The 12,597-nt window shown below is 73.7% G+C and carries 14 protein-coding genes; 7 read left to right on the top strand and 7 right to left on the bottom strand.

Annotation, left to right across the window (positions count from 1 at the left end):
* Positions 1–78 precede the first annotated feature (78 nt).
* Entirely contained in the window at positions 79–1,683 is a 1,605-nt protein-coding gene (locus PUR56_RS30745; RefSeq protein ID WP_329951381.1) for a PP2C family protein-serine/threonine phosphatase, read from the top strand.
* Positions 1,684–1,783: 100 nt separating this feature from the next.
* Here PUR56_RS30745 and PUR56_RS30740 read toward each other — a convergent pair whose 3' ends face one another.
* From PUR56_RS30740 to PUR56_RS30725, 4 genes are all read right to left on the bottom strand, one after another.
* The gene (locus tag PUR56_RS30740; protein WP_329951380.1) at positions 1,784–2,134 is read right to left on the bottom strand and encodes a DUF2516 family protein; all 351 of its coding nucleotides are present in this window, start codon (positions 2,132–2,134) and stop codon (positions 1,784–1,786) included.
* A gap of 134 nt (positions 2,135–2,268) precedes the next feature.
* A complete protein-coding gene (locus PUR56_RS30735) occupies positions 2,269–2,808 on the bottom strand; it encodes a hypothetical protein (protein WP_329951379.1) in 540 nt (179 codons plus the stop codon).
* A gap of 20 nt (positions 2,809–2,828) precedes the next feature.
* Positions 2,829–3,242, bottom strand: coding sequence for a helix-turn-helix domain-containing protein (locus PUR56_RS30730; protein WP_329951378.1), 414 nt, complete (start codon positions 3,240–3,242; stop codon positions 2,829–2,831).
* 149 nt (positions 3,243–3,391) lie between these two features.
* Positions 3,392–4,546 (bottom strand): DNA polymerase III subunit beta family protein, encoded by a 1,155-nt coding sequence (locus PUR56_RS30725; protein WP_329951377.1) that lies wholly within the window; start codon positions 4,544–4,546, stop codon positions 3,392–3,394.
* 227 nt (positions 4,547–4,773) lie between these two features.
* Between PUR56_RS30725 and PUR56_RS30720 the strand changes: the two genes are divergently transcribed.
* Complete coding sequence (locus PUR56_RS30720) at positions 4,774–5,307, top strand: DinB family protein (RefSeq protein ID WP_329885616.1); 534 nt, start codon at positions 4,774–4,776, stop codon at positions 5,305–5,307.
* Positions 5,308–5,452: 145 nt separating this feature from the next.
* Complete coding sequence (locus PUR56_RS30715; RefSeq protein WP_329885617.1) at positions 5,453–6,079, top strand: YceI family protein; 627 nt, start codon at positions 5,453–5,455, stop codon at positions 6,077–6,079.
* 285 nt (positions 6,080–6,364) lie between these two features.
* On the opposite strand, the gene PUR56_RS30710 is transcribed toward PUR56_RS30715, so the two are convergent.
* Positions 6,365–7,330: a LysR family transcriptional regulator gene (locus PUR56_RS30710; RefSeq protein WP_329951376.1), complete on the bottom strand. Its 966-nt coding sequence runs from the start codon at positions 7,328–7,330 to the stop codon at positions 6,365–6,367.
* A gap of 137 nt (positions 7,331–7,467) precedes the next feature.
* Here PUR56_RS30710 and PUR56_RS30705 point away from each other — a divergent pair, with 137 nt between their 5' ends.
* Together PUR56_RS30705 and PUR56_RS30700 are read left to right on the top strand one after the other, a co-directional pair.
* On the top strand, positions 7,468–8,808 hold the full coding sequence (locus PUR56_RS30705) for an MFS transporter (RefSeq protein ID WP_329951375.1): 1,341 nt from the start codon (positions 7,468–7,470) through the stop codon (positions 8,806–8,808).
* A gap of 10 nt (positions 8,809–8,818) precedes the next feature.
* The gene (locus PUR56_RS30700; protein ID WP_329951374.1) at positions 8,819–9,307 is read left to right on the top strand and encodes a macro domain-containing protein; all 489 of its coding nucleotides are present in this window, start codon (positions 8,819–8,821) and stop codon (positions 9,305–9,307) included.
* Here the strand turns inward: PUR56_RS30700 and PUR56_RS30695 are convergent.
* Positions 9,292–9,876, bottom strand: a complete 585-nt coding sequence (locus tag PUR56_RS30695; RefSeq protein WP_329885621.1) for a GNAT family N-acetyltransferase — start codon at positions 9,874–9,876, stop codon at positions 9,292–9,294. The two genes, PUR56_RS30700 and PUR56_RS30695, sit on opposite strands and share 16 nt — an antisense overlap.
* 184 nt (positions 9,877–10,060) lie before the next feature.
* Here PUR56_RS30695 and PUR56_RS30690 point away from each other — a divergent pair, with 184 nt between their 5' ends.
* Positions 10,061–10,888: a TetR/AcrR family transcriptional regulator gene (locus tag PUR56_RS30690; RefSeq protein WP_329951373.1), complete on the top strand. Its 828-nt coding sequence runs from the start codon at positions 10,061–10,063 to the stop codon at positions 10,886–10,888.
* Between the two features lie 61 nt (positions 10,889–10,949).
* Here the strand turns inward: PUR56_RS30690 and PUR56_RS30685 are convergent, their stop codons facing one another.
* Entirely contained in the window at positions 10,950–12,260 is a 1,311-nt protein-coding gene (locus tag PUR56_RS30685) for a GNAT family N-acetyltransferase (protein ID WP_329951372.1), read from the bottom strand.
* A 174-nt stretch (positions 12,261–12,434) separates the two neighbouring features.
* On the opposite strand from PUR56_RS30685, the gene PUR56_RS30680 reads away from it, so the two are divergent.
* On the top strand, positions 12,435–12,597 hold a 163-nt coding region (locus PUR56_RS30680), incomplete at its 3' end, for a dihydrofolate reductase family protein (RefSeq protein WP_443034593.1).

Raw genomic sequence — 12,597 nt, 5'->3', positions numbered from 1 at the left:
TCCCCGCCGCGGGGTGCCAAGCGGGCACTGCGGACGGACGCCGGCCGTTACGCATTCGGGGAAAAGGAGGATCAGCCGATGCCCGCAACGGGAGACGGGCGGGCACCTGGTGCCGCGGACCTGCCGGGCGCCCTGGACAGCGCCCACGCGAGGTGTGCCCGCGACCGGTCCGCCCACGCCGAGCAGTCGGCCGGCCCGCTCACGGCGACCGCGCCGATACCTCACCCCCGGTCCGACGGCGGCGCCTCCACCGCACGGGCCGGATCCTCCCCCGCCGGAGCCACCACCCGGATCCCCACCGGAGCGGCCACCCGGGTCCCGACCGCGCCCGACGGCGGCAGGGGTGCCCGACGCACCGCCGGAACGGCCCCCGGGAAGCCCCCCTCGCCGGTCCGCTCCCCCGTCGCACCGGCCGCCGCCCCGCTCAAGCTGCTGGTCATCGAGGACGACGCCTCCGACGCCGAACTGCTCAGGGCAGCGGTCGCCGACAGCGGTGCCCCCATCGAGATCCACTGGGCCCGTGGCCTCGACCAGGCCGCCGAACTGCTCGCCCCCGCCCCGTCCGGCAGCCGGCGCAGCCGACCGCGCGGCAACGACTTCAGCTGCGTCCTGCTCGACCTCGACGCCCCCGCCGACCTGCCCCACCCCTCGGACCCGTCCGACGGTCTGGAGGGCCTGCACGAACTGCTCCGCCGGGCCCCGCACACCGCCGTCGTGGTGCTCACCGACGCCGCTGGCGCGGAGCTGGGCGCGGCGGCCGTGGCCGCCGGCGCCCAGGACTTCCTGATCAAGAACGAGACGAACGGCCCGCTGCTGGCCCGGGCCCTGCGGTACGCGGTCGAGCGCAAGCGCGCCGACGAGTCCCAGCGCCGCCTGGTCGAGGCCGAACTGCGCGGCCAGGAGAACGCCCGCCTCCAGCGCCACCTGCTGCCCACCCCGCTGCTGGACGGCGCCAACCTCTCCTTCACCCGGCGCTACCGCCCCGGCCGCCGCCGAGCCCTGCTCGGCGGCGACTTCTACGACGCGGTGCGCACCGACGACGGCGCCGTCCACGTGGTGATCGGCGACGTCTGCGGCCACGGGCCCGACGAGGCCGCCCTCGGGGTGGCGCTCCGGATAGCGTGGCGCACCCTGGTCTTCGCCGGGCTCACCGGCGAGGCCCTGCTCAGCACGCTCCAGCACGTGCTGGAGCACGAGCGCCGCAGCGACGAGATCTTCGCGACGCTCTGCATGCTGGTCATCGAACCCGGCGACCCCGGGACCCCCGGCGCCGCCGAGGGCGCCAGGCTCTACCTCGCCGGCCACCCCGCGCCGCTGCTGCTCGGCGCGGACCACACGCCGCTCACCCTGCCGTCCGACCACGCCGGCCCCGCCCTCGGTCTGCTCCCCTGCCACGACGGCCAGGCCGTCTGGCCGTCGCACCGGTTCGAGCTCCCCTCCGGCTGGCGGCTGATGCTCTACACGGACGGACTGATCGAGGGCCGCGTCGGCGCCGGATCCCGCCGCCTCGGCCAGGACGGACTGGCCGACCTGGTCGGCGACCACCAGTCCGCCGGGCTGACCAGGGGCCGGCTGGTCGACAGCGCGATCGCCGAGGTCGAGGAGCTGAACGGCGGCGCGTTGACGGACGACGTCGCGGTGCTGCTGCTGGAACGCAACCCGGTGCAGCTGATCCTGGGCTGAGGCGCGCGCCCGCCGTGCACGGACACCCGGACGACGACGAGCCCCGGCCCCCGCGGGTGGACCCGCGGGGGCCGGGGCTCGGACACTCCGTGCCGGGCGGCTACCAGGGCCCGTAGGGCCCCATGTTGCGCCGGTCGCCCCGGTCGCCACGGTCGGTCAGCGCCCGGATCGCCGGGCGGACGTCCACCACGTAGACGATCGCCGCGACCAGGCCCGCCAGGGTGAGGAAGCTGGTCAGGAAGTCCGCCCCGAAGAGCAGGTCCAGCCCGAACGCGATGCCGAGGACGGCCAGCCAGAACCCCTTGGTCTTCTTGTCCGCCGCCCGGTAGGAGTCCTCCGGACGGGTCGCCGCGTCGATCAACGCGTACAGCTTGTAGCCCAGGATGGCGACGGCCAGCCACCAGAACGGATTCAGGTAGTCCAAGACCAGGATCTGGCCCACTCCGGCCATCACGGCCTCCTCTGCATCTCGACTGCGGCACCCCTGCCGCCCATCCTGGCACGGTGAGCCACCCGCCAGGGGGTCAACGTCCCCGCATCACCGGGGCGCGCCCCGACCCGGCCCGCCACTGCTCCCGCTCCGCCCTACTCCGCGGACTTGCGGGCGCGGCCGCTCTTCCTGGGGGCGGGCACGTCCTCCTCGACGAGCTCGGCCTCGATCGGCTCGACGTCGATCGGCTCGACGGCCGCCGTCCCGGCCTCGACGGTCGCGTCACCGTCGGCGTCGGTCCGGCCGCGGTCGACCACGACCTTGCCGCGCTCGGCCAGCTCGTCGTAGGTCTCCTTGGCCTTCACCGCCAACTCGACGGCGCGGCCCACCTGCTGGAGCGCGAACGTCTGGGCCTTCTCCTGCAGCACCTTGAGGTCGGAGGGCAGGGTGGTGACCGAGCCGGTGACCTTGGCCTGGGCCTCGACCAGCCGGGCCTGGGCCTCGACCAGCCGGGCCTGGGCCTCGGCCAGCCTGGCGGTGGCCTTCTCCTGCGCGCCCCTGGGGTCCGCCGCGAGTGCCTCCACCTTGCCCGGCACTTCGCGGAGCTTCTCGTAGGCGAGGTCCCCGGCGCCGGCGAGGGCGTAGAGCGGGGTCGGGTCGGTCAGGGTCTTCTTGATGTCGTCCGTGATCGGCATGGCCGGTCCTCCCGTGGTGTTCAGGGCGTCTTGCCCTCGTCCTCGTCCGTACGCTCGTCCGTACGCTCGTCCGCACCGGGTCGCCCGTCGGCGGCGTTCTCCTTGAGAAAGGCGTCGTAGACCGCGAGCAGCGCCTGCTTCTGCTGCTCGTTGATCAGTGGATCGGCCAGGATCGAGGCCCGCAGCTCCAGCCCCTCACCGCGCCGCTCCTCCAGGATCCCGGCCTGGACGTAGAGCGTCTCCGCCGAGATCCGCAGCGCCTTGGCGATCTGCTGCAGGATCTCCGCGCTCGGCTTGCGCAACCCTCGCTCGATCTGGCTGAGGTACGGATTGGACACGCCGGCGACCTCCGCCAACTGCCGCAGCGAGTACTGGGCGGTCCGCCGCTGCTCGCGGATGTACTCGCCCAGCGAGCCGACGTTCAGTGAGGCCATGCGACCACCCTGCCCCACCCTGCTTGCAAATGCAAGCACAGTGCTAGCACCAGCAAACGCGCGGTTCCGCCCCGCCGGCGACGACCGGACACCCGGCCGGGCTCCTCGGTGACCCAGCCGCCGAGGAGCCGCCGGTCAGGTCCGGCAGGTCAGGCCGGGAGGCGGACGGGCATCAGGATCGAGAAGGTCCCGGGGTGGCCGGGGGTCCGGATGGCGAGCGGCGCCACGGGGCCGCCGAGTTCGAGGACGAGCTGACCGGGACCGGTGTCCGGGAGGGCCTCCAGGAGGAAGTCCCGGTTGACCGCCACCCGGACGGACTCCGGGACCCGCTCCGCGTCGGGGGCCGCGACGGTGAGCCGGCCGTCGGCGTCGAGCGTGAGGACGGCGACCTCGCAGTCGGCGCCGTGCGGGCCGGACGGCAGGCTGCCGGTGGCCGCGGACCGGACGGCGTCACGGAGTTCGGCGGCGGACAGGTCCACCCGGTGGACGGGGTCGAGTCGGGCCAGCGCACGGTAGTCGGGGTAGTCGTGGCCGAGGGTGGCCCCCTCGATGCGGTGGCCCCCGGTCTCGACCCGGACGGAGCCGTCGCCGAGCGCCAGTTCCGCCCGCTCGGCACCCGAGCCCAGCAGCGCGCGGACGGCGTCGACCAGGGCGGTGGGGACGATCACGGCGACGGACGCACCGGCGGCGGCAGGTGCGTCGGGGGCTTCGGGGGCTTCGGGAGTGGCAGGGGCTTCGGCCACCCGGTCGGCGGTCACGGGCAGTTCGGCGAGCGCCATCCGGTAGCGGTCGGTGGCGACCAGCCGCAGCAGGCCGCCGTCCAGGTCGAACAGCACGCCCGCCAGGACCGGAAGTTCGGGGTCACTGCCCACAGCGAAGCGGACCGCGTCCAGGGCGTCGGCCAGCTCCCGGGCGGGAACGGTGAAGCGGTGCTCGATCGTGGTGACGGTCATGGGGCTCTCCCTCTGGTCGATCAGTCGGCGGATCAGGGAGAGCTCCCGGCGGGCGTCGGCGAGGCCGTCCTCCAGCCGGCCGAGGTGCGCGTCGAGCACCCGGTGGGCGACTGCGGCGCCCGGGGCCGCGCCGAGGACGGCCCGGATGTCGGCCAGCGGCAGGCCCACCCGTCGGAGCCGGGCGAGCAGCCGGGCGTCGGCGAGCTGTCCGGGCGCGTACCAGCGGTAGCCGGTCCGGGGATCGACCCAGGCCGGGGCGAGCACGACGGCGCCGTCGTAGAAGCGCAGCGCGCTCACGCTCAGGCCGCTGTCACGGGCCAGCTCACCGATGCTTCGCAGGTCGCTCTCCATGTCGGGGACTCTGGGGGCTCGACCAGGTCGAGGGTCAAGTCGCGGGGGTGGGCAACGCGGCCGGAGGCGTTCCTCCGCTCGCACGTCCGAGGTCCGACGATACCGATGCGGCACTCGACGAACCGGCCTCGAACCCCGCCCCGAGGAGGACAGGATCTGACCTAGTTGGCCGATACCTTCAGTACTACCGAAGCGGGAACACCCCACCGACGAGAGGCCTGCCGACCATGCCCACCCTGGTGAACGCCGAGACCGACGAGCGCAACGCCCTCCTCTCCTTCGTCGCCGCGCAGCGCGGCGGCCTGCGCCGGGCCGTCCTCGGACTGACCGAGGAGCAGGCCGCCACCCGGCCGAGCGCCAGCGCCCTCTCGCTGGCCGAGCTGGTCAAGCACGCGGCGATCTGCGAGCGCGAGTGGGTGGTCGGCATCCTGCTGGACCGCGCGGAGGGTCGGCACGACTACCGGGAGAGCTCCTTCGCGCTGACCGAGGGCGAGACCCTGGCCGACTGGCTGGAGCGGTACGCGGAGGTGGCCGCGGAGACCGAGCGGATCATCGAGGAGCTGCCGAACCTGGAGGTGGACGCGCCGCTGCCGGAGGCGCCGTGGTTCCCGGCCGGCTCGCGGCGCACCGCGCGCTGGGTGCTGCTGCACCTGATCGAGGAGACGGCGCGGCACGCCGGACACGCCGACATCATCCGCGAGTCACTGGACGGCCGGACCGCTTTCGAGCTGGTCGGCGAGGAGCTGGCGCAGGTCGGCTGACGACCTCCACCCGACCGCGACGGCCCGGCCCGGACACTCCGGGCGAGGGCCGTCGCGCCATTGGTTGAACTTTGAACGAAACGGGTCTATGGTGGAGCCATCAAGTTGAAGCCTAAACAACTGGCTTCGAACCCGAGGAGGAGCCATGGGCCTGTTCAACCGCAACAAGACCGCCACCACCGCGACCACCGGCACCGCGACCGCCGTCGTCGACGCACCCACCGGGCCGGACCTCGGCCACCTCAGCGGCGACTGGGCGATCGACACCACCCACAGCGAGATCGGCTTCTCCGTCCGCCACGCGATGGTCACCAACGTCAAGGGCCGCTTCACCGAGTACGACGGCAAGCTGCACCTGGACGGCACCACGCCGGTCAACTCCAGCGCCGAGCTGGTGATCAAGGTCGCGAGCATCGACACCAACCAGACCCAGCGCGACGAGCACCTCCGCACCGGCGACTTCTTCGCCGCCGAGACCTACCCCGAGATGCGCTTCCGCAGCACCTCCGCCGAGCGGGTGCGCAACGACACCTACCGGATGACCGGCGAGCTCACGATCAAGGACACCACCCGCCCGATCGTCCTGGACCTGGACTTCACCGGCACCGCCACCGACGCCTACGGCGCCGAGCGGGTCGGCTTCGAGGGCTCGGCCGTCCTCGACCGCACCGACTGGGGCCTGACCTACAACGCCGCGCTGGAGACCGGCGGCGTGCTGATCGGCGAGAAGGTCAAGCTCAGCTTCGACATCTCCGCAGTGAAGGCGGCCTGACCCGGCCGACCTCGGCCACGGGCCCTGTGCCCCGCATGCCGCGGGCGCGCCCTTCGGCTCCCCCGGCCGACCGCGCGCCCGCATCCGCCTCACCCCTGCCGACCCCCGAGCGGCAGGGGCGAGGTCGTACTCGGCCACAACAACAGCCGCTTACGGCGTGATTCCTGTCGGGCGCCCGGTTCGCACACGGATTTGACGGCCGGATCCGGCCACGCCGAGGCCCCGCCCGAGTCCGGCCCACCCCGCCCGCCGCACCCTGCCGCCCGGCTCGGGTCCACTCGGCGCTCAGACGGCCAGCAGCGCGCCGTCCGCCGCAGGCAGCCAGCTGCCGGCCGGCCGACGCAACCACTGTTCACGCGCGCCGAGTTCGACCGCAGCCGCACGCAACGCGACCAGCCCGGGGTGCCGCAGGTCCGGGCGGTGCACCAGGCTCACCAGACTGAGCGGCACCGGATCCACCAGCGGCACGTTCACCGCTCCCGGGATCAACGGGCCGCCGACGGTGGTCAGCATCGGATCGCCGTGCCGGGCGAGGTAGCGGGCGGTCTCGTCCACGCCGACCGGCGGGACGTACGGCGCGGCCGGGGTCAGGCCGTGCTCGCGCAGCAGCCGGACTCCGAGATCGGCCCACTCGGTGGTGGCCGGGTTGCCCGCGCACACGTCCACCGGGTGCCCGGCCAGGTCGGCGAGACGCAGCGCCGGCCGGTCCGCGAGTACGTGCCCGGCCTTCATCATCACCGACACCCGCTCCAACCGGACCGGCACCTGCGCGAGTTGGGCCCGCACCCCGGCCGGCAGGCCGGCGAACCGGCCGAACGAGACGTCCAGCCGGTGGGCGAGCAGCTCGGCCGAGGCCGCCGCGAGACCACCGTGGAAGCGTGCCAGGAGTTCGCCGTCCGGCCGGGCCGCGCGGGCCCGTTCGAGCAACCGGCCGCCGGTGAGGTCGGGTCCGGTGACGTCGCTGTTGAGGTCGAGCAGCAGCGGGCGGTGGGCGGCACCGCTCAGGATCTCGTCGTGCAGGGCCAGCAGACGGCGCGCCCGGGGCAGCAACCCGAGCCCGGCCGGGGTGAGTTCGACGCTCCGCGTGGTCCGGGTGAAGAGCGCGTCGCCGAGCAGCCGCTCCAGCGCGCGCACATCCCGGCTGAGCGCCTGCTGGGCCACGTGCAGGCGCTCGGCGGCCCGGCCGAAGTGCAGCGTCTCGGCGGTCGCCACGAAGCCTCGGAGCAGGCGGGGGTGCAGGTCACGGGACATGGCGGCAGGCTAGCAACGAGGTCGGGCCGGGTCGATCGACAGCATTCTGTTGTCAGTGCGGCGAAACAGGTGTTGGACCACGACCGGTCGCCGGACCGAGGCTGGGCCCCTCCCCCTTCCTCTCCCCGCGGAGTCCCATGCTCGCCTCGTACCGCCGGCTGTTCACCCGGCCCGGCACCGCCGCGTTCACCCTCGTCGGGCTGCTCGGCCGGCTCTCGATGTCGATGACCGGCGTCTCCCTCGTGGTGCTGCTCGCCGACCGGCGCGGTTCGTACGCGCTGGCGGGCACCGTCGCGGCGGCCGGGCTGGCCACCGGGGCGATCGGCATGCCGCTGCTCGGACGGCTGGTCGACCGGTACGGGCAGTCACGGGTGGCGGTGCCGGCCGCCCTGTACAACGCGCTGCCGTTCACCGGACTGCTGCTGCTCGTCCGGTTCGAAGCGCCCGACTGGACGCTCTACGCGTGCTGGGCGGCCTGCGCGGCCGCACCCAATCTGGGCGGCATGGCGCGGGCCCGCTGGGCACACCTGTACCGGGACGACCCGGCCGCACGGCACCTGGCCAACTCCTTCGAACAGGCGCTGGACGAGCTCTGCTTCATGGCCGGACCGGTGCTCGGCATGGTGCTCTGCACCGCGTTCGCGCCGGAGGCCGGGATGCTGACCGCCGGAGCGTTCGGCACCGGCGGCGCCCTGCTCTTCGCGGCCCAGCGGCGCACCGAACCGCCCCTGGCGGAGCGGGCGGCGGGCGAGCGGCACGGCTCGCCGCTCCGGGCGCCGGGGCTGCGGGTGCTGGTGCTGACCTTCCTCGCCACGGGCGTGATCTTCGGCTCGCTGGAACTGACCACCGTCGCGTACGCCGACGCCCTGGGCCGACGGCCGGTGGCCGGGGTGCTGCTGGGGCTGGTGGCCGCCGGGTCCTGCGTGGCCGGGCTGGCGTTCGGGACCCTCCGCCCGCGCCGGGCACCGGGCGTCCGCTTTCTGTGGGGCGTCGCCGCGATGGCCGGACTGCTGCTCCTGCCGCTGGCCGCCGGGCTCGGCGGGGCCGGGCTCGCACTGCTCGGGGCGGCACTCTTCGTCGCCGGGACGGGTACCGCGCCGACCATGGTCACCGGGATGACCCTCATCCAGGAGCTGCTGCCGCAGAGGCAGTTGAACGAGGCGATGGCGATCGCGGTGTCCGGGATCCTGGTCGGGATCTCGGCCGGCTCCTCGCTGGCGGGCGTGGTCGCGGAGCAGGCCGGACCGGGGGCCGGCTTCTGGCTCCCGGCCGGGGCCGCCTCACTCGCCCTGCTGATCGCCCTGGCCGGGCGGCGCCACCTGGGGGTGGCGGGGGTGGCGGCGCCTGCGGACGCCGCTCCGGAGACCGCAGCGGTGACGGCCCCGGAAGCGTCGGAAGCGCCGACGGCCTCGGGGAAGTCGGGGGCTTCGAGGGCTTCGGACGAAACTGCCGCGCGATCCGTCAGTGGCGCGTACTAACGTTCGAATCATGACAACGGAGAGCGCCGTCCGGTACGTCCGTGGCGATGCCACGGCTCCCCGGGACCAGGGCGTGAAGGTCATCGCGCACGTGTGCAACGACCTGGGCGGCTGGGGAAGGGGGTTCGTCCTGGCGCTCTCGCGCCGGTGGCCGGAGCCGGAGCGGGCCTTCCGCCGCTGGCACCGGGAGCGCGCGGGGAACGACTTCGGCCTGGGCGCCGTGCAGTTCGTCCGGGTCGACGACTCCCTCTGGGTGGCCAACATGGTGGGACAGCACGGCATCCGCACGGCCCGCTCGACCGCGGTGCCGGTGCGGTACGAGGCGATCGACACGGCGCTGACCGCGCTCGGCGGGCACGCGGCCGGGCTGGGGGCATCGGTCCACATGCCGCGGATCGGGTGCGGGCTGGCCGGCGGCCGGTGGGAGCTGGTGGAGCCGCTGGTGACGGCCCGCCTGACGGACCGGGGGATACCGGTGACGGTCTACGACCGCGACTGACCGGTGGCGGCGTCCGCCCCGGCCGGACGGTCCCCGACCTCGGTCCGGTGCACCCGGGCCGGCCAGGTGTACTCGTACTCGGGCAGCCGGTAGCCGCCGGGGAAGACACCCTCGCCGGTCGCCGTGCGCCGGCCCCCGGCGCGCTCGTAGAACGCGACCGCCCGCGTGTTGGCGGTCAGCACCTCCAGGTAGAGGTCGGCGCCCGGGTGGCGGGTGGCGACGTGGGCGAGCGCCGCGTCCATCAGCTCGCGGCCGATGCCGCCGCCGGTGAGCCCGGGGCGGACGTGCAGGTTGTCGAGCAGCACCCGGCCGTCCGGCTGGGGGACGAGGTAGGCGAACCCGACGACCACGTCGGCCCGTTCGGCGACCAGCAGCTCGGGGGTGACCTCCGGATCGCCGTAGTCGACGGTGAGCCGCAGCGCCCAGATCTCGCGCCGTTCGGCGGCCAGCCCGTCACCGAGCGCCGGCGCCGGGACGATACCGGCGTAGGCGGTCCGCCAGCTGGCGGCGTGCAGCCCGGCCACGGCCTCGGCGTCGCGTCCGGTGCCCCGGCGAATGGTGGTGATCATGTGACGAGCTTGCCACACCCTCCGTGTTGAACATGTTCAATCTCTGCCGCTACAGTCACGACATGCTTTTGAACGCGTTCGAAAGACAAGCCGGCGAAGCGACGGCACCGGATGCGCAGGGGGCATCCGGTGCCGCCCGCACCGACACCGCCCGGGACTGACCGATCGGGCTAGGCTCGGGCCCGTGGACGACCTGGCAGCGACGAACGGTACGAACGGTACGAACGGGACCAGCGGCACCAGCGGAACGGACGGCGCCGAGGGCGCCGGGCCGAACTCCGCGGCGCCGTCGGCCGAGGCGCGCGGCAGCCGCGCCCAGCCGAAGACCGACAAGAGCGAGCAGACCCGGGCCCTGATCCTGGAGACGGCCATGCGGCTGTTCCAGGAGCGCGGATACGAGAAGACCACGATGCGGGCGATCGCCACCGAGGCGGGCGTCTCGGTCGGCAACGCGTACTACTACTTCTCGGCGAAGGAATTCCTGATCCAGGGGTTCTACGACCGCATGACGTACGACCACGCCGCGGACGCCAGGAACCGCATGGCCCACACCCGGGAGTTCTCGGAGCGGCTGGAGATCGCGCTGACCTCCTGGCTCGACACGGCCGCCCCGTACCACGAGTTCGCGGCGCAGTTCTTCCGCACCGCCGCCGACCCGACGAGCTCGCTCAGCCCGTTCTCCAACGAGTCCCACCCGGCCCGCGCCACCGCCGTGGCACTGTTCCGCGAGGTGTTGGAGGGCTCCGACCTGGCGCCCAAGCTGGACACCGAGCTGGTGGAGCTGCTGCCCGACGTCCTGTGGCTGCACCTGATGGTCGTGGTGCTCTACTGGGTGTTCGACCGGACGCCCGACACCGAGCGCACCCGGGAGTTCGTCCGGCGGTCGACGCCCATGGCCGCACGCGTCATCAACCTCTCGCGCTACCGGGTGTTCCGCCCGATCGTCCGCGACGCCAAGGGCCTGATCCAGGACTTCATCCTGCCCACCATCGGCAGGACGGCGGTCAAGTAGTCGCCGACGGCCCCGGCAACGGGACCGGCCGGCCCGTACGGGCCGGCCGGTCGCCGACGGATCAGAAGCCGTCGAGGTTCCATGCCAGCAGTGGCGTACGGAGCAGCAGGTCGGCGTCGGCCGCCGCACGGGGCCGCAGCTCGGTGACCAGACCGGCCGCGGCGAGCCGCGGCACCGTCTCGCCGCTCAGGTAGAGCGAGCCCAGCACCGAGGCGTCCATCGCCAGATCGGCCTCGTCGGCGGTCCGGCTGCACCGGCCGGTGCCGTCCGCGCCCACGTCGATCGCCCAGCGGCCGGCCGCGTAGCCGTCGCGGTCCTCCACCTCCAGCACCACCCGGCCCGGCGCGCCGTACGTCCGGGCGTTGAAGGCCGCCTCGACGTCCAGCACCCGCAGCCACATGAAGTCGGCGTTGTCCGCGTACGGGGTGGCCGCGCGCGGGTCGTTCAGCAGGAGCGGCAACGGGTCGTCCGGCCCGATGTTCTCCACCACGACCTTGCGCACCCAGTCCACCGAGACGAGGTAGCGCCAGAGTTCGGCGCCGGCGCCCCGGTCGAGGGCGAAGAGGTCGAGCACGGTGAGGGTGCAGTTCGGGTAGGAACCGTCCCAGGCGTCGTCGATCTTGTAGACGGCCAGGCCGGTGGCGGTGCCCTCGGCGTCCCGGTGGACGGCGGCGAAGGGCTCCTTCCAGTCGAAGCCCGGCACCTCGATCTCGCCGGTGTAGCGCTTCCACATCACCTCGTCGCGGGCGATCGCACCCGGCTGGGTGAGCCGCCAGCGGTCGTGCAGCTCCGGGCCGAGCTTGCGGAGCTCCGCCATGGTGACGAGGTCGATCCGCCCGCCGGGCACCGTGGGCAACCCGGCCCGCAGGCCGCCTGCACGCTGCAGGTCGATGTTCCAGCCGTGGCCCCGGGTGGCCGGTCCGAAGCCGAAGCGGCCGTAGATGTTGTACTCGGCGGCGATCAGGATCGCGACCGCCGCGCCGCGCTCGCGCGCCGCCGCGAGGTCCCGGGCCATCATGCCGCTGAGCAGTCCGCGCCGGCGGTGGGTGGCGGTCACCGTGACGGCCGTCAGCGCGTTCGCCGTGACGACGGCGCCGCCGGGGACGGTCAGCTCGGTGTCGAAGCTGCGGTAGGTGGCGACGAACCTGCCCGCGTCGACGGCGGTGAGCATCCGGCCCGGCTGCCACTGCCGTCTGCGGTAGTCGGCCGCGCTGCCGACGTGCGGGCGCAGGAAGCCGACGACGAGCGCCCGGTCCCACGGCTCGATCTCGTCCTCGGCGATCGACCGGATCTCGATGCCGCCGATGGTGTCGGTCTGCTCCTCCGGCCGGCTGCCCGGGTCACGGGTCCCACCGTGTGCGTCAATGCCCATTCGCCCACCGTACGGCGGGTTTTCGCCAACGGCATCCGATTTATTCCCCCGGCGGCCGTGGCCCTGCGGGCGGTGCCGGCCTCGGGTCGGGGACGGGTCGGCGGCGGGTCGGGGACGGGTGGACGGGCCGCGCCGGTCCGTACGCGTGAGACCGACTCACGGAAGACTGGCGCCATGCGAAAACTGATCTACGGCATGAACCTGACCCTGGACGGCTACATCGCCGCGCCCGGCGACGACATCGGCTGGAGCGTGCCGAGCGACGAGCTGTTCCAGTTCTGGTCCGACCAGTTGCAGGCGACCGACCTGACGCTGTACGGGCGCAAGCTGTGGCAGA

This window comes from Streptomyces sp. BE303, assembly GCF_036290945.1.
GTDB lineage: Bacteria > Actinomycetota > Actinomycetes > Streptomycetales > Streptomycetaceae > Kitasatospora.
Note: the sequence above shows the minus strand (reverse complement) of the source record. Positions and strands in the feature narration are given on the sequence as shown.